We start from the raw sequence: 21,525 nt of genomic DNA on the forward strand, positions 1-21,525 counted from the left end.
ATGAACACCGCCGCACACGATGCCACCGCGATCGCCCAACGCTACATCGCCGTCTGGAACGAAACCGACGCCGCGCGCCGCGCCGCGCTGATCGAAGCCGGGTGGACCGCCAACGCCCGCTACGTGGACCCTATGGCGCAGGCCAGCGGGCACGAGCAGATCAGTGCGCTGGTCGGCGTGGTGCACCAGCGCTACCCAGGCTTTCGCTTCAGCCTGCTGGGCAAGGCCGATGCGCATGGCGACCACCTGCGCTTCTCATGGACGCTGGGGCCGAGCGGGGCGGAAGACCTGATCCAGGGCACCGACTTCGTGCGGCTCGATGCAGGCAAGCTCAGTTCGGTGACGGGCTTTCTGGACAAGGTGCCGGTCGGCGCCTGAGCCTGAACGAAAGCTGAACGCCGGCGCTCAATCCGGCGCGCCGGCCGGCCGTCCACGCCAGAGTTTGCGGTAGACGGTTGCCCGACTGATGCCCAGGGCCCGCGCCGCTTCCGCCACATTGCCGCGCGCATCGGCCACTGCCTTGCGGATCAGCGCGGTTTCCACATCGCGCAGCCGCGGGCGGGTGTCGGGAGCAAGCGCGCCCGCCGTGCCGCTGGTGCTGCTGCGCTGGGGTCGCACCTGCACCCGCAGGCCCGACCAGAGCGGCACTTCGAGCACCGCGTCGGCGCGTCGGGCCGCGTCGAACATCATGTGCAGCGGCAGCGCGAACAGGTCGTTGAAGTGCAATGCATGCTCGCTGCGCGGCAGCGGCTGGTGCAGCATCTGCCGGGCCGCTGCGTTGGCGCCCGTGACGCTGCCGGTGGCGTCGATGCACAGCAGACCCTCGGTGGCCTCGCTGTTCGTGCTGCCGGGCCACGCCAGGTGCAGCAGCAGTTCGCAGGGCTCGCGCATCACCAGCATGTTCTCGATGCTGCGCGCCGACAGGGTGGCCAGGTGGCGCAGCTCGGGTCGTTCGACCACCTGCACGCCGGTCAGGTCGAGCATGCCGATGCAGTCGCCACGGGGGCCGAAGAGCGGGGCGCCGGCGCAGCTGTAGACGCCGGTGTCGTCGAAGAAATGCTCGCCACGGTGCAGCCACACCGATTCCTGCTCGGCCAGTGCGGTGCCGATGGCGCTGGTGCCGATGGCGCGCTCAGACAGGTCGACGCCGACGCGTCCGATGTCGCGTGCATACCGGCTGGCGGCGTCGGCGCCGTCAGGCAGGTTGCCCACGTCGATGACGATGCCGTCGGCATCGGTCAGTACGGCGAAATAACGGGTGTCGGCAATGGCGCGCGACAGCCGCTCTATCACCGGGCGGGCCGCCGAGACCAGCGCCCGGTTGCGCTCGGCGACGTCGCGGCTGGCCGAGCGGCTCACCGGGTCGAAGCTGACTCGCTGCTGGGGCCGGCGACCGGCCTCGATGCAGCGCTGCCAGGAACGGGTGATCCACGAATCGACGCAGGCGGCGCCGCGCGCCCGGGCGGCCGACTCGCCCTCGATCACTTCGCGGCGGGCTTGGGCAATGGCCAGGGAACGCTCAGGCGATGGCGAAACGATAGAGACGGGCATCGTGGTTTTTCGCGCGTGTGGGGCGGCTTTTCCTGGCTCGCCGGACGGCAAGCTGTTTCATTTTGAGAATTTCGCGCGGTCTGTGCAAGTGTCAAGGGTTTTGCCTAGGATAGTGCGAAAGGTCGGCATCCAAGATGCTTTTGCTGAAACAGCCATCACCTTTAACGGAGACAGCCAAATGCAGGTCGCTTTCAAGGTCAACGGCCGTCAGGTCACGGTCGACGCTCCTCCCAACACCTTCCTCGTCCATGCCATCCGGGAGCACCTCCATCTCACCGGTACCCACGTTGGCTGCGACACCGCCCAGTGCGGTGCCTGCACCGTCCACGTGAATGGCCGGGCCGTCAAATCTTGCAATGTGCTGGTAGCCCAGGCTGCCGGCGCGGACATCACCACCATCGAGGGCATTGCCGAGGCTGACGGCACCATGCACCCCATGCAGGCGGCCTTCAAGGAATGCCACGGCCTGCAGTGCGGTTTCTGCACTCCCGGCATGGTCATGAGCGCAATCGACCTGTGCACCCACCACCCCAAGTCGAGCGAGTCGGAAATCCGCGAACTGCTCGACGGCAACCTGTGCCGCTGCACGGGCTATCAGAACATCGTGAAGGCAGTGAAGATGGGCGGCGAGGCAATGGCCTCGGGCACTCTCGTCAAGACAACCGTAACGGCATGAAGGGAGCGACATCATGGGTGCTTCCGACTTCTCGAACCTGCCGCACATCGGCGAGGCGCTACGGCGCAAGGAAGACTACCGCTTCCTGACCGGCGCCGGCAACTACACCGACGACATCACGCTGGCCAACCAGAGCCATGCGGTCTTCGTGCGCTCGCCGCACGCCCACGCCGCCATCAAGTCGATCGACATTGCCGAGGCACTGAAGATGCCCGGTGTGGTCGGTATCTTCAGCGGCAAGGACATCGAAGGAAAGATGGGCGGCCTGCCTTGCGGCTGGCTCATCAACAACCCCGACGGCACCCCCATGAAGGAGCCGATGCACCCGATCCTCGCGATCAAGAAGGTGCGCTACGTGGGCGACCATGTCGCGATGGTCGTGGCCGAGACGGTCGAGCAGGCCAAGAACGCGGCCGAGGCGGTGGTGGTCGACTACGACGTGCTGCCCGCGCTCGTGAGCGTGGCCGACGCGGCGAAGAAGGCCGGCGGCGCGGTGCTGCACGACGAGGCGCCCGACAACCAGTGCTACAAGTGGGCGCTGGGCGACAAGGCGGCGGTCGATGCGGTGTTTGCCAATGCCGCGCACGTCACCAAGCTAGACCTGGTCAACAACCGGCTGATTCCCAACCCCATCGAGCCGCGCGTGGCCATCGGCAGCTACAGCCGGGGCACCGACGACTACACGCTCTACGTGTCCAACCAGAACCCGCACGTCGAGCGCCTGCTGATGACGGCCTTCGTGCTGGGCCTGCCAGAGCACAAGGTGCGGGTGATAGCGCCCGACGTGGGCGGCGGCTTCGGTTCCAAGATCTTCCTGTATGCAGAAGACGTGTGCCTGACCTGGGCCGCCAAGCAGCTCAACCGCAACATCAAGTGGACGGCGGAACGCTCGGAGTGCTTCCTGTCTGACGCGCATGGCCGCGACCATGTGAGCCACGCCGAAATGGCGATGGACAAAGACGGCAAGTTCCTCGCGCTGCGCGTGCATACAGACGCCAACCTCGGCGCCTACCTGTCGACCTTCTCGACCGCGGTGCCGACCATCCTCTACGCCACGCTGCTGGCGGGCCAGTACACCACGCCGCAGATCTACGTGGAGGTCGACGCCTGGTTCACCAACACCGCGCCGGTCGATGCCTACCGCGGAGCGGGGCGGCCCGAGGCTACCTACCTGCTGGAGCGGCTGGTGTCGCGCTGCGCCTGGGAAATGAAGCTGGGGCAGGACGAGATCCGCGAGCGCAACTTCATCAGCACCTTCCCGTACCAGACGCCGGTGGCGTTGCAGTACGACACGGGCGACTTCCACGCCTGCATGGACAAGGCCCGCGTGCTGGCCGAGGTCGATGGCTTCGCGGCGCGCAAGTCGGCCACCGAGGCCAAGGGCAAGCTGCGCGGCATCGGTTACTCGAGCTACATCGAGGCCTGCGGCATTGCGCCGTCGAACATTGCCGGGGCGCTTGGCGCGCGGGCGGGCCTGTTCGAATGCGGCGAGATCCGCGTGCACCCAACCGGCAGCGTGACAGTGTTCACCGGCTCGCACAGTCACGGGCAGGGCCACGAAACCACCTTCGCGCAGGTCGTCGCGGCGCGGCTGGGCATTCCGGTCGAGAACGTCGACGTGGTGCATGGCGACACCGGCCGCGTGCCCTTCGGCATGGGCACCTACGGTTCGCGCTCCATCTCGGTGGGCGGCGCGGCCATCATGAAGGCGCTCGACAAGATCGAGACCAAGGCCAAGAAAATCGCCGCGCACCTGATGGAGGCGAGCGACGCCGACATCGAGTTCGCCAACGGCGAGTTCACGGTCAAGGGCACCGACAAGAAGATCCCCTTCGGCCAGGTGGCGCTCACGGCCTACGTGCCGCACAACTACCCGCTCGACAAGCTGGAGCCGGGCCTGAACGAAACCGCCTTCTACGATCCGACCAACTTCACCTTCCCGGGCGGCACCTACATCTGCGAGGTCGAAGTCGACAAGCAGACCGGCGAAGTCAAGGTCGACCGCTTCACTGCAGTGGACGACTTCGGCACCATCATCAACCCGATGATCGTCGAGGGTCAGGTGCACGGCGGGCTGGTGCAGGGCATCGGCCAGGCGCTGCTCGAAAACTGTGTCTACGACAACGAGACAGGCCAGCTGCTCACCGGCAGCTTCATGGACTACGCCATGCCACGAGCAGGCGACTTTCCGCAATTCAAGCTCGACACCGTGTGCACCCCGTGCACACACAACCCGCTCGGCACCAAGGGCTGCGGCGAGGCGGGGGCCATCGGCTCGCCGCCGGCCGTGATCAATGCGGTGCTCGACGCGCTGGCGCCATTGGGCGTCAAGGATTTCGATATGCCTGCCTCTCCCAGCCGCGTCTGGGAAGCGATGCAGGCCGTGGCCCAACACTAGAACAAAGAAGGAATCACACCATGTATGCCTTCACACTCGAACGGCCCGCCACCGTGGCCGATGCGGCCAAACTCGTTGCCGCCGGCGCCAAGCCGCTGGCGGGCGGGCAGACCCTGCTGGCTTCAATGAAGCTGCGGCTCTCGGCGCCCGAACAGCTGGTGGACCTCAGCGGCATCAAGGAGCTCACCGGCATCACGAAAAACGGCAACGCCATCACCATCGGCGCCATGTCGCGCCATCTCGACGTGGCGAACAACGCCGACGTGAAGGCCGCCTACCCGGCGCTGGCCGACCTGGCTTCGCGCATCGGCGACCGGCAGGTGCGCGCGATGGGCACCATCGGCGGTTCGGTGGCCAACAACGACCCGGCGGCGTGCTACCCCAGCGCGGTGCTCGCCTCGGGCGCGACCGTGGTCACGTCGAAACGCGAGATTGCGGCGGACGATTTCTTCCTGGGCCTGTTCACCACGGCGCTGGAAGAAGACGAGCTGATCACCGCGATCCGCTTTCCCATTCCGAAGCGCGCCGTCTACGAAAAGCTGCGCCAGAAGGCGTCCAACTTTCCGCTGGTCGGCGTGTTCCTTGCGCAATACGACAGCGGCGTGCGCGTGGCGATCACCGGCGCGGGCAACGGCGTGTTCCGCCATGCCGGGCTGGAAGACGCGCTCAACAAGAGCTTCACCGCAGCCGCCGCTGCAGCGGTGAAGATCGACGCGAGCGATCTCAACAGCGACCTGCATGCGTCGGCTGCGTACCGCGCGAACCTGATCAGCGTGCTGACCCAACGCGCCGTCACCAAGGCCCTGGGCTGAAGAGGCCGGGGCTGCCGATTGCCCACCGGAAGGCGCGATACCCTCGCGTCTTCCGCTACGCTTCGCCATGATCTTTCCGACCATCGATTCCCTCTCCGAAGCTTTGGTACACGCCGGCTACTTCGCCGACCGGCGGCTGGCGACGGCTGTGTTCCTCGCGCTCAAGCTGCAGCGCCCGCTGCTGCTCGAAGGCGAGCCCGGCGTCGGCAAGACTGAGCTGGCCAAAGCGCTGTCGACCGCTCTTAGCCGCGAGCTGCTGCGCCTGCAGTGTTACGACGGCCTGGAGCAGCGCGAAGCGCTCTACGAATGGAACTACGCGGCGCAGTTGCTGCACATGCGCGCGGCTGAAGCCACGGGCGCGGCGCGCGACGTGGAAGCCGAGGTCTACCAGCCGCACTACCTGATCCGCCGCCCGCTGCTGCAGGCGCTGCAGACGCCGCTGCCCGGCGCCGTGCTGCTCATTGACGAGGTGGACCGCGCCGACGAGCCCTTCGAGGCCTTCCTGCTCGAATACCTGGGCGAGTACCAGGTGAGCATTCCCGAGCTGGGTACGGTGCGCGCCGTGGTGCCGCCCGTCACCATCCTCACGAGCAACCGCACGCGCGAACTCAACGATGCGGTCAAGCGTCGCTGTCTTTATCACTGGCTCGACTATCCCGAGCGAGAGCGCGAACTGGCCATCGTGCGCGCACAGGTGCCGCAGGCCGGCGAGAAGCTGTCGGCGCAGGTGTCGGCATTCGTCGCGCGGCTGCGCGAGGCGCCGTTCGTCAACGCCTTCCAGCGCGCACCCGGCATCGCCGAGAGCGTCGAATGGGCGAGGGCGCTGATTGCGCTCGACACCGTCGAACTCGACCCCGAGGTGGTGGTCGACACCGCCGGCATCCTGTTCAAGCAGCGCGACGACGTGGCCGCGCTGACGCGGGAGCTGGCGTCGGACCTGCTCAAGCCCGAGGCATGACGACCACCGGTATCCAGCAACTCGGCGACGTTCGCAGCGGCAAGCTCGCCGGCAACATCACCGCCTTCGGCCGTGCGCTGCGCCGCGCCGGAGTGCGCACCGACGCCATGCGCATCGCGCTGGCCGCCGAAGCGGTCACGCTGGTGGGCGTGGAAGACAGGCTCGACCTGAGCGCCGCGATGGAAGCCGTGATGGTGAGCCGCGAGCAGGACCGCATGGTGTTCCGCGAACTCTTCGACGCCTGGTTCCGCGATCCGGAGCTGGCCAACAAGCTGCTCGCACAGATGCTGCCGAGCGCCGAAGGCAAGGCCGAGCCATCGAAGCGCCGGCCTCGCGTACGCGAGGCGCTCACCGCACCGCGCAACCCTGCCAAGCCAGCCGAGCTGGCCAAGCCCGACCGCGAGATCGAGTTCGAGTTCGACGCTGCCATGACGTCGAGCGACCGCCAGCGCCTGCAGCATGCGGACTTCAACGCGCTCGGCGCTTCCGAATACCGCCTGGTCGAGCGGCTTGCGCGCGACATCAGGCTGCCGATTCCTGAGCTGCCGTCGCGCCGTCTGCGCGTGGCTGGCGACGCGGGCCGGCAGCACGCGCGCATGCACTGGCCGGGCGTGCTGCACGAGGCGGCGCGTACGGGCGGTGAAATCCTGCGTCTGCCCAAACTGGCCCGGCGCCAGCAGCCCTTGCCGCTGCTGGTGCTGGTCGATGTGTCGGGCTCGATGGAGCGCTATGCGCGCTTGCTGCTGGCTTTCCTGCACGCCGCCACTCGCCGCGCGGGCCGGCGCGACGTGTTCGCCTTCGGCACCCGCCTGACCGACCTGACCCCCGCCTTCCGGCTCGCCGACACCGACGCCATGCTCGGCGCCGCCAGCCTCGCCATCGACGACTTCGCGGGCGGCACGCGGCTCGGCAGCTCTTTGACCGAATTGCGTCGAGCCCACACCCGCCGCCTGACCGGCCGCCGCACCCTGGTGCTGGTGATCAGCGATGGTCTCGACACCGGCGAGCCGTCGCTGCTGGAGCAGGAGCTGCGGTGGCTCAAGCGCCATTCGCGCCGCCTGCTGTGGCTCAACCCCTTGCTGCGCTTCGAGGGCTACGCCCCTCTGGCGCGTGGGGCCAGTGTTCTGCACCGGCAAGCAGACGCGATGCTGGCGGTTCACAATCTCAGCGCACTCGAACAGCTCGCAGCGAGCCTGGCCGCCCTGATGCGGTCCGGCCGCTAGCGTCGCCCGGGAAGGAAGACAAAGGAACCCACCATGGAAATGCTCGGAAACCGCCGCCTCGGCATCACCCAACAACAGGCCTGGGAAGCGCTCAACGACCCCGAGACGCTGAAGAAGTGCATTCCCGGTTGCGACAAGTTCGAGCTCACGGGTGACAACCAGTACAGCGTCGCGCTCGCCGTCAAGATCGGCCCGGTGTCGGCCAAGTTCAACGGCAAGGTGATGCTGTCGGACATCGTGGCGCCCGATGGCTACAAGCTGAGCTTCGAAGGGCAGGGCGGCGTGGCAGGGTTCGCCAAGGGCTCGTCGAGTGTCTCGCTCAAGCCGGTGACGGCCGAAGCTGCACCGGCCGAGGCTGCCGTCGCGCATGAAGCCGAGGCCGCATCGCCTCCTGCCGTTCCCGGCTGCGAGCTCGACTACACCGTGCAGGCCCAGGTCGGCGGCAAGATCGCCCAGCTCGGCCAGCGTCTGATCGACGGCGCCGCCAAGTCGACTGCTGACGATTTCTTCAAGCGCTTCGAGGCCGAGATGCAGAGCCGCTACGGCCCGCCGCCCGCGCCCGTCGTGGAAGCCACCGCCGACGCGCCTGCAGAGAAGGCCGGCATGATGTCCGGCCTCATGAAGAAGATCGGCCTCGGCAAGAAGGACGACAACAGCGACAACAAGGACGCGCCCGCACCGGGCGACGCCAGCAGCTAGGAATCGGCCGCGCCATGGAAAACCTCGACGTCATGGTGCTGCGCACGCTGCGTGATTGGCGGCGTGCCGGCAAGCGCGCGCTGCTGACGACAGTCGTGCGCACCTGGGGCTCGTCGCCCCGGCCCGTGGGTTCGATCATGGCCCTGGCCGAAGACGGCGCGGTGGTCGGCTCGGTCTCGGGCGGCTGCATCGAGGACGACCTGATCGCGCGCTACAGCCACGCGCATGGCAAGGGCGAAGACGTGCCGCTGGGTGCGCCACCCGCGCTCGTGAAGTACGGCATTACCGCCGACGAGGCGCATCGTTTCGGACTGCCCTGCGGCGGCACGCTGGAGCTGCTGCTCGAATACGCGCCCGATGCCAGCTCGCTCGACCTGCTGGTCGAGCAGCTGGAACAAGGCAAGCTCATGCAGCGCACGGTGACGCTCGCCACCGGCGCGGTGCGGCTCGCCGAGGCGAAAGCCCCCGACGAGCTCACCGTGAACGACACCGAGCTCACCAACACCTTCGGCCCCGAGTACCGCATGCTGCTGATCGGCGCCGGCCAGCTGGCCGAGTACCTCGCGACGATGGCCAAGTTCAGCGGCTTTGCCGTGACGCTGTGCGACCCGCGCGCCGAGTACCGCACCGCGTGGTCGCTGCCCGGCGTGCACATCACGACCGAGATGCCCGACGACGCGGTGTTGGCCTTCAAGCCCGACCGCCGCAGCTGCGTGGTCGCGCTCACGCACGATCCCAAGCTCGACGACCTCGCGCTGCTCGAAGCACTGCAGAGCGAAGCCTTCTACGTCGGCGCCATCGGCTCGCGTCGCAATGCCGACGCGCGGCGCGACCGCATGATCGAGCACTTCGACCAGACCGAAGAATCGCTCGCGCGGCTGCGCGGGCCCATCGGCATCTACATCGGCAGCAAGACGCCGCCGGAGATCGCGGTCAGCGTGATGGCCGAGATACTGGCTGTGAAGAATGCGGTGACGTTGCCGCGTGAGGTCGAGGTGGCGCGGGCCAAGGAGATGCAGCAGCTGCTGCCGAGCTGATCTGCGCTCAGGGCACAGACAGGGCTTGAGGCCCTGAGCCGCCGCCTCAGGACGTGGCAATGCCGATATCGGCGAGCCGCTTGCCCAGTTCCCGCGTCGAGGGCATCCGCCGCTTCGTGCCCTCGGCCGCAGCCTCGTCTTCGGCCAGCGCCGCGAGGATGGCGAGCAAGACTCGCCGCGTGGTCTCCACATCTTCGGCGGACACGCCGCGCACGCTGACTTCGTTGACCTCCTCGGCCAGCGGCACGAGCTTGCGCTTGAGCTGCTTGCCTGACTTCGTCAGGTAGACGTGCACGTTCTTGTTGTTGCCCGGCAGGTGCATGCGCTCGATGTAGCCCAGCGTTTCCAGTGCCTTCACGGCCGTGAACGTGGTCGGCTCGGCGATGCCGGCCTGCTCGCTGAGTTCGCGCTGCGTCAGGCCGTCGCGGTCCCACAGCACACGAAGGATCGACCAGTGGCCATACGACACCGAATGGGACACCAGCCGCATCTGCAATGCGCGAACGTAGGCGCGTGCCGCGTCCTTGACGATGTGCGCCAGCCGTTCCTGGCTGGGCTCGGGCGCGTCGGCGGGCGGGGTTTGTGGTCGGTCTCTCATGGCGAACCGATGATAAATGCATCGATGCACGCAGGTGGTGCGCTTCTTCCCGGGGTACCTTGATTTAACTTAGATATAAAATTATTATTGACATCAGGCGCAGCGATCGTAGACTGGCGATAAGTTTCGATAGCTAATCAATGGAGCGAAAGATGTACGACACGTTTTCGACCGATCGCCTGATCGACCAATGGCTCATGGAAGACATCGGAGGCTGCGACCTCACGGTCCAGGCCATGATCGGCAAGCACGAGACCGGCGCGTTCCAGATGAATGCGCGCGAGCCGATGATCATTGCGGGCGTTGACGTGGCGGCGCGGGTGTTCCAGCGCTACGACCCGTCGCTCGAAATCAAGGTGAAGGTGGCCGACGGCGATCGCGTGGAAAAGGGTGCCATCCTGCTCGAGGTGCGCGGCGCGGCGCGCAGCATTCTCACGGCCGAGCGCACGGCACTGAACATCATGCAGCGCCTGTGCGGTATCGCCGGCGAGACGGCGAAGTACGTGAATGCCATTGCAGGCACCTCTGCAAGGCTGATCGACAGCCGCAAGACCACGCCCGGCCTGCGCATGCTCGAAAAGCACGCCGTGAGCTGCGGCGGCGGCCTGAACCACCGGCTCGGCCTCGACAACGGCGTGATGATCAAGGACAACCACATCGCCGTCTGCGGCGGCATCACGGCCGCGGTCGAGCGGGCTCGCAAGACGCTGCCGGTGCTGACCAAGCTGGAGGTGGAGTGCGACCGCCTGGACCAGGTCGGCGAAGCGCTGAAAGCCGGCGTCGACGTGATCATGCTGGACAACATGTCGGTCGCCGACATGAAGAAGGCGGTGGAGCTGGTCAACGGGCGCACCAGGATCGAAGCCTCGGGCGGCATTCGCCTGGAGACGATCCGGCCCATTGCGGAAACCGGCGTCGACTACATCTCGACAAGCAAGATCACGCAGGCCGCGGCGGCCGTCGACATCGGCCTCGACGAGGCTTGAGCGCCGTCATGGATGCCGGCCTTTTCTTTCTGGTCGTCGGCCCGAGCGGTGCGGGGAAAGACGCGCTGATCGACGGTGCCAGGGAGCGCCTGTCGGCCGCGGGCCGGCATGTGTTTGCCAGGCGCACCATCACGCGGCCCGCGGCATCGCCCGGCGAAGACCACGACAGCGTGTCCGAAACCGAATTCGGCCAGCGCGAGGCGGCCGGCGAATTCCTGGCGACATGGCAGGCACATGGCTTGCGCTATGGCCTGGCGTCGTCGCTGCTGCGAGCGCTCGACAACGGGCAACACGTCATTGCCAACGGCTCCCGCCGCATCGTTGGCGCGCTGGCTGCCCGGCTGCCGGGCCTGTGCGTGATCGAGGTGGGGGCGCCGCCGGAAATGCTCGCGGCGCGCATCGCAGGCCGCGGGCGCGAAAGCGGCGACGAGCTGCTGCAACGCCTGGCGCGGCGCGGCGAACCGGTCCCGGATTCGGTGGCGTCGCTGACCGTGGACAACGATGCGACGCTGGCCGAAGGCATCGACCGCTTCGTCGAGGCCATCGAATCGTTTCGAGGGCGGCGGACCGTTCGCCGTCTTGCGATGCATGGCGGCGCGGACCGCATGGCCTACCTGCCATCCGCCGACGCATTGACGGGCGCGGCCGGCCACGTGGAACTGCTGGCCAGCCTCGGGGAGGGCGCCGTCTCGCGCCTGAAAGCCCGCGTCCATGTCTGCGCAATTGACGGTGCGCTGCGGGCCGGCGAGATCGGGCTTTCGAGCGAGACCTTCGATGCGCTGGGCGCGCCGCAGGGCAGCCAGGTGATGGTGCGCGCGATTCCGCCGCCACGCAGCCGCGAACTCCTCACGCGCAAGATTCGCGGCGAAGCCCTCGACGAGGCACAGTACCGCCGGGTGCTGCGCGACGTGGTCGAAGGCCGCTACAACGACCGCGACCTGACGGCGTTCCTGGTCGCCGCGACGCAGCATCTTTCGGATGCCGAAGTCCTGGGCCTGGCCCGCGTGCGTGCCAGCCTGGCGCGCCAGATCGACTGGGACGAGCGCATCGTCGTCGACAAGCACTCGATGGGCGGCGTGCCCGGCAACCGGCTCAGCCCCATCGTCGTGCCGCTAGTGGCGGCGCACGGGCTCGCAATGCCCAAGACCTCTTCGCGCGCGATCACCTCCGCAGCGGGAACGGCGGACGTGATGGAAGTCGTGGCCCGCGTGGACCTCGGCGCGCAGGACGTGCGGCGCTGCGTTGCACAGGCGCGCGCCTGCATTGCCTGGAACGGCCGGCTCAGCCACTCGGTGCTCGACGAGGTGATGAACGCCATCACCCGGCCGCTCGCGATGGATTCGAACCGCTGGTCGGTCGCGTCCATCCTGTCGAAGAAGAAGGCGGCGGGCGCGACCCATGTGATCGTCGACCTGCCCTATGGCCCGCACGCCAAGATCCGCACGAAGCAGGCCGCCCTGGAACTGGCGGCGCTGTTCGAGGCCACCGGCCGCGGGCTCGGCCTGCAGGTGCGCGCGCTGGCCACCGATGGCAGCCAGCCGATCGGCTGCGGCATCGGCCCCGCGCTGGAGCTGCGCGATACGCAGCGCGTGCTCGACAACGATGCGCGTGCACCGGCCGACCTGCGCGAGAAGGCGCTGCTGTTCGCCGGGCTCATCCTTTCCTGGGACCCCGCGGTGGGGTCGGTGGAGGCGGGCCGCAAGCGTGCGCTGGAGCTTCTGCAATCGGGCGCGGCGAGGCGGGCGTTCGACCGCATCGTCGACGCGCAGGGGCGCCGCGATGAACCTCTTGCAGCGCCCGGTGCGTTCACGCACCTCGTGGTCGCGCCGCGCGACGGCCGGGTGGCCGCCATCGATGGATGGGCGATTGCCGGCATCGCACGGCGGGCCGGCGCTCCGCACGACAAGGGGGCCGGCATCGACCTGCTCTGCAAGGTCGAGGACACGGTCCGGGTCGGCGATCCGCTGTACCGGATTCATGCGGCCTCGGCCCAAGACCTTGCCGCCTGCCTGGAGCGCCTGCATGCCGGACACTTTCGCGGCGGCGAGGCCGAATGCGCCACGGGCATCCGTCTCGAGCCGCCACCCGTTCCATTGCCATGGCACACCGCTGCCACCCTCCACCCGACCGACGAAGCGGCCGTGAGATGAACGAAGGAGTCGCGCATGAATCGCTGCAGCCCAACGGTCCGGATCGCCATGCTTGCCGCGGCACTCGTCTTCGCCGGGCCGTCGGCCGTGGGCGGTGACAAGGCCGCAGGGCCGGGCGCGCCGCTTGAGATCACGGTGACCTTTCCGCCGGGCGGCGGCACCGACATGCTGGCGCGGCTGATCGGAAGCCACGCTGCCGAAGGCCTGGGCAGGACGACCGTCGTCGAAAACCGGCCGGGCGCCAGCGGGAATCTCGGCGCGCGCTATGTCGCGGGGCGGCCGGCCGATGGAAGTTCGCTGCTGATGGTGAACAGCTCCTTCGCCGTCAACCCGGGTGTTTTCAAGGCACTGCCTTTCGACCCCAAGTCCGATTTCACGGCCATCATCAACGTGGCCTACATCGCCTCCGTGATCGTCGTGCCCGTGGCTTCGCCGTACAAGACATTCGCCGAGGTCATGGCGGGCGCCGCTCCGCAGAAGAACACGTTGTCCTACGGGTCCTGCGGCGCCGGCACGCCCCAGCACCTGGCGGGGGAGCTCATCAACATCCAGGCCAAGGTCCACATGCTGCACGTGCCCTACAAGGGTTGCGGCCCCGCGCTGAACGACATCATTGGCGGGCAGGTGGCGGTGGGTGTCATCACGATGTCCAGCGCCCTGCCGTTCATCAAGGCCGGCAGGCTCCGGGCGCTCGCGGTCACCTCCAGGGAGCGGTTTGCACAACTGCCGGATGTGCCTACAGTGGCGGAGCAGGGCCTGCCGGGGTACGAGCTGAGCCAGTGGCACGGCCTGCTGGCACCCAAGGGCATGCCACCGGCGGTGAAGAACCGGCTCTATGAGGGCTTTGCAAAGATCATGGCGCGTGACGACGTGAAGAGCACACTGGCAAGCCTGGGCTATACGCCGGCCAACGACGGGCCCGAGGCATTCCAGAAGATCGTCGATGGCGACATCGACCGGTTTGCCATCCTGTCGAAGAAAATCGGACTCACCGCAGAATGAACACGCGCTCCCTCGTGCCGTCTCCCATGCAGGAAATCCGCGTGCGGTCATGGGCCGAGTTCGTCGACCATTGCGACCGGCGCGACGGCTGGGCCTTCCGCGGGCAGGCTGATCCGGGGTGGGCCCTGTTCAGTTCGCTTTCCCGGCGCCTCTTGCGCGACTCCTTGAGCCGCCAGGAATGGCGGCTGCGCGAAGAGCGGGCGATCCGCATCTTTCGCCGCAAGGCGCATGTCTATCTTCCCGACCGCTCGGTGCTGCAGGACGAGCTGCGCTGCCTGGCCCTGATGCAGCATCACGGGGCGCCGACGCGGCTGCTCGATTTCACGAAGTCGCCTTTCGTGGCCGCTTTCTTCGCGGTCGAGCAGGCGGCGGGCGATGCCGCCGTGTATGCCCTGAACACGCCGTGGCTGTGGTCGGCTGCGCCGAGCCACGATGCGACGCTGACGCGCGATGAGATCGATCCCCGCGTGCAGGGGAATTTCGAGCGCTATTTCGCCGACAACAGGCATCCGATGGTCTGGTTTGGCGAACCGTCGGAGATGGACCGGCGGCTGGTCGCGCAATCGGGCCTGCTGGTCATGCCCGGCACGCTGGAGATGCCGCTGGACGAGGTGCTGCGCAGCTATCGCAGCGCGCAGCCGCTGATCGAGAAGGTGGTGCTGGGCGGCGAGCTCCGCGCCGAGGCGATGCATGCGCTGTACCGCATGAACATCACGCAGGCCACGCTGTTCCCGGACCTGGAAGGGCTGGCCCGGTCCATTGCCTACGAACTCGAGGAAATCTGGCAGCGGCCGGCACCCGGCAGCGACTGATTCGTCGTCGTCAGCCCGACTTCGCCTCGGGCGGCACGTCGCCACCCTTCTGCCGCTCGCGGAACAGCGCCGCGCGCATCAAAAAGATAGTGGTGATCGGCGCAGTGAGCGCAATGAACAGCACGATCAGCACCGCATGCAGGAACAGGCTGAAGCCCTGCACCGAAAAATAGACGATGGTGGCGACCGTCATGCACCACACGCCGACCGTCGCGCCCAGCGTGGGCGCATGGATGCGGCGGAAGAAGGTGGGCAGCCGAACCAGGCCGAAAGAACCTATGGCTGCGAAGGCCGCGCCCAGCACCGCGAACACGGCGGTGATGATCTCGGCCCACAGCGGCAGCGGGCCCACGATGAAGTCCGTCATTCGATCACCTCCCCGCGCAGCAAGAACTTGGCCATGGCCGTCGAGCCGACGAAGCCGAACAGCGCGATCAGCAGCGCCGCCTCGAAGTAGACGTTGCTCGCGTAGATGATGCCGAGCACCAGCATCATCAGCATGCCGTTGATGTAGAGGCAGTCGAGCGCCATCACGCGGTCTTGTGCGCTCGGGCCGATCAGCAATCGCGAGAGCGCGCACAGCATGGCCACGGCCAGCAGGAAGAGCGCGAACTTCAGGGCCCAGAAGAGGATGGGTGTCATGACTCGAAAATCTCCATCAGGGGGCGCTCGTAGCGCTGCTTGATCAGTGCGACGAAGGCTGCCTCGTCGTCCACGTCGAACACGTGGATCAGCAGCGTGCTGCGGTCGAACGACACTTCGCCCCAGGCGGTGCCGGGCGTGAGGCACATCACCATGGCCAGCACCGCGAGCCCGTTGGGGTCGCGCATGTCGAGCGGAATCTGCACGAACTTCGAGGCGATCCGCGAGGTGCGCCGCGTGAGCAGCAGCCGGGCCACGTCGTACGCCGACTTCAGCATGTCGAAGGTCACGACGAAGGACAGCCGCAGCGCGACGCCGGGCCTGCGCATGCGTACCGCCGCCGGGCGCAGGCCCTCGGTGAGCAGCGGCACCGCGATGGCGAGGATCAGGGCCGCCAGCAGCGTGGCGGCGTCGAGCGACTGGTTGAGCAGCAGCCAGACGATGAACAGCGCGAAGGACAGCGACGGAGAAGGGATCAGGCGCTTCATGGGGCCGTGCCTTCCTTTGCTTCTTCCTTTTTCACCGGATTCGGAATCTGCCGCGCGCCCAGCACCGCGTTGCGGTAGGGCGTGGGTGTCTTCAGTCCTTCAGCGGTGGCCCTGGCGTGCTGCATGACAGGCCCGGCCCACACAGTCAGCGCCACGCTGGCCGCGAGCAGCCCGGCCACCGGCAGCACTTCGAGTGCGGGCAGCGAGGGCATGGTGGGGTGGAGTTGCGTCCAGAAGTGGCGGATGCCGGTGCGGCTCAATGCAATCAGCGAGAGAAAGCCCGAGGCGATCAGCAGCGCAAGAAAGATCCAGCCGGCGGTGCCGATCGCCTTGGCGCCGAGCATGCCCGAGAGCATCGCGAACTTGCCGATGAAGCCCGATAGCGGCGGCAGGCCCGCGAGCAGCAATGTGCAGCCCATGAAGCTCAGGCCCAGGAAGGCCACGCCGGCGGGAATCGCGCGGCCGTAGAGTGCCTGCGCCTCGTCGTCGAGGTTCACGTCGTCGAGTGCGCGCAGGTCTTCGGCAAGAAAGGGCGCGTTGCCGGCCGCCTCGTGCGGCGCCACGCTCATGCCCGCGTTGCGCCAGCGCTCGATCATGTCGGTCAGCAGGAAGAAGGCGCTGACCGCGAGCGTGGAACTCAGCAGGTAGTACAGCGCGCCGGCCCACACGGCCGGCTGGCCGAGCCCGACCGCCGCGAGCAGGGTGCCCGCAGATATCAGCACGCTGAAGCCCGCGAGATTCGATAGCCGCTGCGTGCCGACGATGCCGAGCGCACCGACGAAGAGCGTGGCAAGGCCCACGCCAACCAGCGCCGCTTGCCCGAAGGCGGCCGAGTCGCCGGTGTCGGGCGCGAACAGCACGGTCCACAGCCGCAGGATCGTGTAGACGCCGAGCTTGGTCAGCAGCGCAAACACCGCGCCCACCGGCGACACCGATGCGCTGTAGGCCGGCACCAGCCAGAAGTTGAGCGGCCACGCGCCGGCCTTGGCGAAGAATGCGGTCGCGAGGATGGCCGCCGCCGCATGCACCAGGCCGCGATCGCCCGGCGCGAGTTCGGCGATGCGCACGCCGAGATCGGCCATGTTGAGCGTGCCGGTCACGCCGTACAGGATGGCCGCGCCAATCAGGAACAGCGACGACGCAGCGAGGTTGATCGCGATGTAGTGCAGCCCCGCCTGCACGCGCAGCCGGCCCGAGCCGTGCAGCAGCAGGCCGTAGGAGGCCGCGAGCATCACCTCGAAGAAGACGAACAGGTTGAACAGGTCGCCCGTGAGGAAGGCGCCGTTCAGGCCCATGAGCTGCAGTTGCAGCAGCGGATGGAAATGCACGCCCGCGCGGTCCCAGCGCGAGGTGGAGTAGATCGACGCGGCGAAGGCGATCACCCCCGTGAGCGCGACCATCATGGTCGAGAGCCGGTCGGCCACCAGCACGATGCCGAAGGGTGCACGCCAGTTGCCCGGCAGGTAGACGCCGATGGAGCCGGGGCCGCCGCCGGTGTCGGCAGCGTTCACCCAGCGCAGCAGCGCGAGCGCGGCAAGCAGGCCGACGAGGCCCGAGACCACGCTCAGGGCCGACTTGGTGCGCCGCCGGTTCTCGCCCAGCAGCAGCATGAGCGCGGCCGTGAGCATGGGCACGAGGATCGGCACCGCCACCAGGTGCGGCATGCTGAACTCGAGCAGTTCGTCGAGCAGGTGGAAGATCTCTTTCACTCTGCCTCCTGCCGCTCTTCACCGTCCACGTGGTCGGTGCCGGTGAGGCCGCGCGAGGCGAGCATCACCACGAGGAAGAGCGCCGTCATCGCAAAGCCGATCACGATGGCAGTCAGCACGAGGGCTTGAGGCATCGGGTCGGCCGTATTGGCCAGCGTGGAGGTGAGGCCCTTGATGAGCACCGGCTCGCTGTCGACCTTGAGCCGGCCCATGCTGAAGATGAAGAGGTTGACCGCGTAAGAGATCAGCGTCAGGCCCATGATGACCTGGAAGGTGCGAGGGCGCAGCAGCATGTACACGCCGGAGCCGGTGAGCACGCCGATGGCGAGTGCGAGCACGATTTCCATCAGCTGGCTCCCCCGGCGGCGACGGCAGCTGCGGCGGCTTCGGCTTCTTTCTCGGCCTGCTCGTCGGCCCAGCGGTGGCTTCGTATCGACTGGTGGGCCAGCGCGGTCAGGATCAGCATGGTGGCGCCGAGCACCAGCGCGAACACGCCGATGTCGAAGAAGAGGGCGCTGGGCACGTGCACTTCGCCCAGCAGCGGCAGATGCAGGTGCGCGGTGTGCGTGGTCAGGAAGGGATAGCCGAAGAACACCGCGCCGCCGCCGGTGGCCAGCGCCAGCAGCAGGCCGATGGCGATCCAGCGGCGCGGGTAGATGCGCAGATGCTCTTCCACCCATTCGGTGCCCGAGACGATGAACTGCAGCACCAGCGCGACCGACATCACCAGCCCCGCGACGAAGCCGCCGCCCGGCGCGTTGTGGCCGCGCATGAAGAAGTAGACCGACACCAGCGCCGCCAGCGGCAGCACCAGCCGCACCAGCACGGCCGGCACCATGAGGTAGCCCACGGCGGTGTCCTTGGCGCGGCGCGGGTTCAGCAGGTCGCTGCTGCCGTCGTCGACCTGCAGGCGCTGCTGGACCGGCAGGGCCATCGATTCGATCGCGGGGCGGAAGCGCCGCAGCAGCGCATACACCGTGAGCGCGACCACGCCGAGCACGGTGATCTCGCCGAAGGTGTCGAAGCCGCGGAAGTCGACCAGCATCACGTTGACCACGTTGGTGCCGCCACCCTCGGTGAGCGCGTGTTCGAGGAAGAAGGGCGAGATGCTCTGCGGGAAGTTGCGCGTCATCATGGCCCACGCCAGCGCCGCCATGCCGCCGCCGGCGACGGTGGCCACCAGCAGGTCGCGCCCGCGCCGGCCCCACGGTCGCAGCCGTGCGCGTGCAGGTTGAATGACGTCCTTGCTGCGCATCGGCAGCCAGCGCAGGCCGAGCAGGATCAGCACCGTGGTCACGGCCTCGACCACCAGCTGGGTCAACGCGAGGTCGGGTGCCGAGAACCAGATGTAGGTCACGCAAGAGACCAGCCCCGCGCCCGAGGCCAGCATCAGCGCCGCCAGCCGGTGGAACTTGGCCTGCCATGCGGCGGCCAGCGCGCAGGTGCCGCCGATGATCCAGGTCATGGCGAACATCGGCGAGAAGGGCAGTAGTTCGCGCGTGCCGGGTGCTGCGGGGGTGACCCACAGGGAAGCCGCGGCGCCCGCCACGGCCGCGACCACCAGCAGCAGCAATTGCCACTGCAGCCGGCGCGTGCCGAACAGGCGACGGCTGCGCCGGCCCGCTTCGCTGAGCAGCGCGAGCAGGTGCTCGAAGATGACCTGGCCGTCGAAGCGATGCAGCAGCGGCGTGTGCTCCAGGCCGCCGCGTGCGCGACGACGGCGCTGCAGCAGGTACAGCGCGGCGCCGCCCACCAGCGCGACGAAGCTCATCAGCAGCGGCAGGTTGAAGCCGTGCCACACCGCCAGGCTGTATTCGGGCAGCGCGCCGCCGACGACCGGCGTGGCGGCCGCCGCCAGCATCGGGCCGACCGACCACGCCGGCATTACGCCCACCACCAGGCACAGAAGCACCAGCAGTTCGACCGGCACGCGCATCCAGTGCGGCGGCTCGTGCGGGTGCTTGGGCACCTCGTCGCCGCAGGGCGGGCCGAAGAACACGTCGAACACGAAGCGCGCCGAATACGCCACGCTGAAGATGCCCGCGATGGTGGCGATGACAGGCAGGCTGAAGTCGACCCAAGGCGTCGACTGGATGAACACCGTCTCGGCGAAGAACATTTCCTTCGAGAGAAAGCCGTTGAGCAGCGGCACGCCGGCCATCGAGGCGCTGGCGATGATGGCCAGCGTGCCCGTGATGGGCATGAGCCGCATCAGCCCGCTGAGCTTGCGGATGTCGCGCGTGCCGGTCTCGTGGTCGATGATGCCGGCCGCCATGAACAGCGACGCCTTGAAGGTCGCGTGGTTCATCACATGGAACACCGCCGCCACGGCCGCGAGCGGGCTGTTCAGGCCCAGCAGCAGCGTGATGAGCCCGAGGTGCGAGATGGTCGAGTAGGCCAGCAGCGCCTTCAGGTCGCGCTGGAACATGGCGATGAAGCCGCCGAGCAGCAGCGTGACGGCACCCGCGCCGCCCACCATCCAGAACCACTGCTCGGTGCCCGAGAGCACGGGCCACAGCCGCGCCATCAGGAACACGCCGAGCTTCACCATCGTGGCCGAGTGCAGGTAGGCCGACACCGGCGTGGGCGCGGCCATGGCGCGCGGCAGCCAGAAGTGGAACGGGAACTGCGCGCTCTTGGTGAAGGCGCCGAGCAGCACCAGCACCAGTGCGACCGGGTACAGCGCGTGCGCTCGGATGAGGTCGCCCGAAGCCAGCACCACGTCGAGCTCGTAGCTGCCGACGATGCGGCCGAGCACCAGCACGCCGGCCAGCAGGCACAGCCCGCCAGCGCCGGTGACGGTGAGCGCCATGCGCGCGCCGCGCCGAGCGTCGCGCCGGTGGTGCCAGTAGCCGATGAGAAGGAAGGAGAAGAGGCTGGTGAGCTCCCAGAACAGCACCATCTGAATGAGGTTGCCCGAGAGCACCACGCCCATCATCGCGCCCATGAACGCGAGGAAGAACGAGAAGAAGCGCGGCACCGGATCGGAGGCCGACATGTAGTAGCGCGCATAGAGCACCACCAGCGCGCCGATGCCCAGCACCAGCATGCAGAACAGCCATGCGAAGCCATCCAGGCGGGACACGAGGTTCAGGCCGAGGGCCGGCAGCCATTCGATTTCTTGCCGCAGCACATTGCCGTGCGCGATCTGCGGGAAGAACCATGCGACCTGGATGGCGCAGCCCAGCGCGACCAGCCCCGCCAGCGTCGACTCCCTGTTGCGTGCGTTGGAAGGCATCAACGCGGCCAGCACGCTGGCAATGAAGGGGAGGGCGATGAGAAAGACCAGGGGCATTGCGGGCAATTCTATCGACCGACCCTATGGAAGGCCCTATCTATAACCGCAAGACATAAGGCAGTTTTTCGCTCGATTCAGGAGGAGAAAGCCTGCACCGTGCGCAACCCGAGCCAGGTCATGCACAGCGAGCCGCCAAGGTGCAACGCGATCGTGCCCATCGCGAGGCCGAGCCTGCCGCCCATGAGCATGCCGACCACTTCCGCGGAGAAGCTGGAGAAGGTGGTGAGCGTGCCCAGGAAGCCGGTGATGACCATGAGCCGCCACGCGGGGTCGATGTGGGGTAGCCCGTTGAACACACCGATGGCCACGCCGATCAGGTAGCCGCCGATGAGGTTCACCGCCAGCGTGCCCCAGGGCAGGATGCCGCCGGGGTTGAGCCACAGGGCAAAGCCCCAGCGCATGAGGGCGCCGACACACGCGGCGAGGCAGATGACGAGGACGTTCAGCAGCATGCCGGCGATTATCCGCAAGCTGCCGGACGGCCCT

21 protein-coding genes are annotated in these 21,525 nt (G+C 67.7%); 12 read left to right on the forward strand and 9 right to left on the reverse strand.

The features are described 5' to 3' along the window. Window positions 1-378, forward strand: a complete 378-nt coding sequence (locus tag ACTG4X_RS10795; protein WP_440533781.1) for a nuclear transport factor 2 family protein — start codon at window positions 1-3, stop codon at window positions 376-378. Between the two features lie 27 nt (window positions 379-405). Here the strand turns inward: ACTG4X_RS10795 and ACTG4X_RS10800 are convergent, their stop codons facing one another. Further along, on the reverse strand, window positions 406-1,551 hold the full coding sequence (locus tag ACTG4X_RS10800) for a helix-turn-helix domain-containing protein (RefSeq protein WP_440533782.1): 1,146 nt from the start codon (window positions 1,549-1,551) through the stop codon (window positions 406-408). A gap of 178 nt (window positions 1,552-1,729) precedes the next feature. Here ACTG4X_RS10800 and ACTG4X_RS10805 point away from each other — a divergent pair, with 178 nt between their 5' ends. The 7 genes from ACTG4X_RS10805 to ACTG4X_RS10835 all read left to right on the forward strand — a co-directional run bounded on the left by ACTG4X_RS10805 (window position 1,730) and on the right by ACTG4X_RS10835 (window position 9,354). Beyond that, window positions 1,730-2,227: a (2Fe-2S)-binding protein gene (locus ACTG4X_RS10805; protein WP_440533783.1), complete on the forward strand. Its 498-nt coding sequence runs from the start codon at window positions 1,730-1,732 to the stop codon at window positions 2,225-2,227. 13 nt (window positions 2,228-2,240) lie between these two features. Then, the gene (locus tag ACTG4X_RS10810) at window positions 2,241-4,625 is read left to right on the forward strand and encodes a xanthine dehydrogenase family protein molybdopterin-binding subunit (protein ID WP_440533784.1); all 2,385 of its coding nucleotides are present in this window, start codon (window positions 2,241-2,243) and stop codon (window positions 4,623-4,625) included. Between the two features lie 20 nt (window positions 4,626-4,645). After that, the gene (locus tag ACTG4X_RS10815; protein ID WP_093050039.1) at window positions 4,646-5,437 is read left to right on the forward strand and encodes an FAD binding domain-containing protein; all 792 of its coding nucleotides are present in this window, start codon (window positions 4,646-4,648) and stop codon (window positions 5,435-5,437) included. 67 nt (window positions 5,438-5,504) lie between these two features. Beyond that, complete coding sequence (locus tag ACTG4X_RS10820; RefSeq protein WP_440533785.1) at window positions 5,505-6,395, forward strand: AAA family ATPase; 891 nt, start codon at window positions 5,505-5,507, stop codon at window positions 6,393-6,395. Beyond that, entirely contained in the window at window positions 6,392-7,618 is a 1,227-nt protein-coding gene (locus ACTG4X_RS10825; RefSeq protein WP_440533786.1) for a vWA domain-containing protein, read from the forward strand. The genes ACTG4X_RS10820 and ACTG4X_RS10825 overlap by 4 nt, the downstream gene beginning before the upstream one ends. Before the next feature lie 33 nt (window positions 7,619-7,651). Further along, on the forward strand, window positions 7,652-8,317 hold the full coding sequence (locus tag ACTG4X_RS10830; protein WP_307615750.1) for a CoxG family protein: 666 nt from the start codon (window positions 7,652-7,654) through the stop codon (window positions 8,315-8,317). 14 nt (window positions 8,318-8,331) lie between these two features. Next, the gene (locus ACTG4X_RS10835; protein ID WP_440533787.1) at window positions 8,332-9,354 is read left to right on the forward strand and encodes an XdhC family protein; all 1,023 of its coding nucleotides are present in this window, start codon (window positions 8,332-8,334) and stop codon (window positions 9,352-9,354) included. A 46-nt stretch (window positions 9,355-9,400) separates the two neighbouring features. Here ACTG4X_RS10835 and ACTG4X_RS10840 read toward each other — a convergent pair whose 3' ends face one another. Continuing rightward, window positions 9,401-9,952 carry a MarR family winged helix-turn-helix transcriptional regulator gene (locus tag ACTG4X_RS10840; protein WP_093050054.1) on the reverse strand — a complete coding sequence of 184 codons (552 nt, stop codon included), beginning with the start codon at window positions 9,950-9,952 and terminating at the stop codon, window positions 9,401-9,403. A 152-nt stretch (window positions 9,953-10,104) separates the two neighbouring features. Here ACTG4X_RS10840 and nadC point away from each other — a divergent pair, with 152 nt between their 5' ends. The 4 genes from nadC to ACTG4X_RS10860 are packed head-to-tail and all read left to right on the forward strand — an operon-like array spanning window position 10,105 to window position 14,902. Further along, on the forward strand, window positions 10,105-10,938 hold the full coding sequence (gene nadC / locus ACTG4X_RS10845; protein ID WP_440533788.1) for a carboxylating nicotinate-nucleotide diphosphorylase: 834 nt from the start codon (window positions 10,105-10,107) through the stop codon (window positions 10,936-10,938). 8 nt (window positions 10,939-10,946) lie between these two features. Further along, window positions 10,947-13,088: a phosphonate metabolism protein/1,5-bisphosphokinase (PRPP-forming) PhnN gene (gene phnN, locus ACTG4X_RS10850; RefSeq protein WP_440533789.1), complete on the forward strand. Its 2,142-nt coding sequence runs from the start codon at window positions 10,947-10,949 to the stop codon at window positions 13,086-13,088. Between the two features lie 15 nt (window positions 13,089-13,103). Then, complete coding sequence (locus ACTG4X_RS10855; protein WP_440533790.1) at window positions 13,104-14,090, forward strand: Bug family tripartite tricarboxylate transporter substrate binding protein; 987 nt, start codon at window positions 13,104-13,106, stop codon at window positions 14,088-14,090. Further along, window positions 14,087-14,902, forward strand: coding sequence for an FRG domain-containing protein (locus tag ACTG4X_RS10860; RefSeq protein ID WP_440533791.1), 816 nt, complete (start codon window positions 14,087-14,089; stop codon window positions 14,900-14,902). The genes ACTG4X_RS10855 and ACTG4X_RS10860 overlap by 4 nt, the downstream gene beginning before the upstream one ends. Before the next feature lie 10 nt (window positions 14,903-14,912). Here ACTG4X_RS10860 and mnhG read toward each other — a convergent pair whose 3' ends face one another. The 7 genes from mnhG to crcB all read right to left on the reverse strand — a co-directional run bounded on the left by mnhG (window position 14,913) and on the right by crcB (window position 21,491). Continuing rightward, window positions 14,913-15,269, reverse strand: coding sequence for a monovalent cation/H(+) antiporter subunit G (gene mnhG / locus ACTG4X_RS10865; RefSeq protein WP_093050066.1), 357 nt, complete (start codon window positions 15,267-15,269; stop codon window positions 14,913-14,915). Then, window positions 15,266-15,544 (reverse strand): K+/H+ antiporter subunit F, encoded by a 279-nt coding sequence (locus ACTG4X_RS10870; RefSeq protein ID WP_093050069.1) that lies wholly within the window; start codon window positions 15,542-15,544, stop codon window positions 15,266-15,268. The genes mnhG and ACTG4X_RS10870 overlap by 4 nt, the downstream gene beginning before the upstream one ends. Then, a complete protein-coding gene (locus ACTG4X_RS10875; RefSeq protein WP_093075295.1) occupies window positions 15,541-16,032 on the reverse strand; it encodes a Na+/H+ antiporter subunit E in 492 nt (163 codons plus the stop codon). Before ACTG4X_RS10875 ends, ACTG4X_RS10870 begins: the two co-directional genes overlap by 4 nt. Continuing rightward, window positions 16,029-17,696, reverse strand: a complete 1,668-nt coding sequence (locus tag ACTG4X_RS10880) for a monovalent cation/H+ antiporter subunit D (protein WP_440534381.1) — start codon at window positions 17,694-17,696, stop codon at window positions 16,029-16,031. Before ACTG4X_RS10880 ends, ACTG4X_RS10875 begins: the two co-directional genes overlap by 4 nt. A gap of 41 nt (window positions 17,697-17,737) precedes the next feature. Continuing rightward, window positions 17,738-18,088: a Na+/H+ antiporter subunit C gene (locus ACTG4X_RS10885; protein WP_093050075.1), complete on the reverse strand. Its 351-nt coding sequence runs from the start codon at window positions 18,086-18,088 to the stop codon at window positions 17,738-17,740. Further along, window positions 18,088-21,036, reverse strand: a complete 2,949-nt coding sequence (locus ACTG4X_RS10890) for a monovalent cation/H+ antiporter subunit A (protein WP_440533792.1) — start codon at window positions 21,034-21,036, stop codon at window positions 18,088-18,090. Before ACTG4X_RS10890 ends, ACTG4X_RS10885 begins: the two co-directional genes overlap by 1 nt. A 77-nt stretch (window positions 21,037-21,113) precedes the next feature. After that, window positions 21,114-21,491 (reverse strand): fluoride efflux transporter CrcB, encoded by a 378-nt coding sequence (gene crcB / locus ACTG4X_RS10895; protein ID WP_093050081.1) that lies wholly within the window; start codon window positions 21,489-21,491, stop codon window positions 21,114-21,116. Window positions 21,492-21,525: the final 34 nt, after the last annotated feature.

This window comes from Variovorax sp. YR566, from assembly GCF_051992195.1.
Lineage (GTDB): Bacteria > Pseudomonadota > Gammaproteobacteria > Burkholderiales > Burkholderiaceae_C > Variovorax.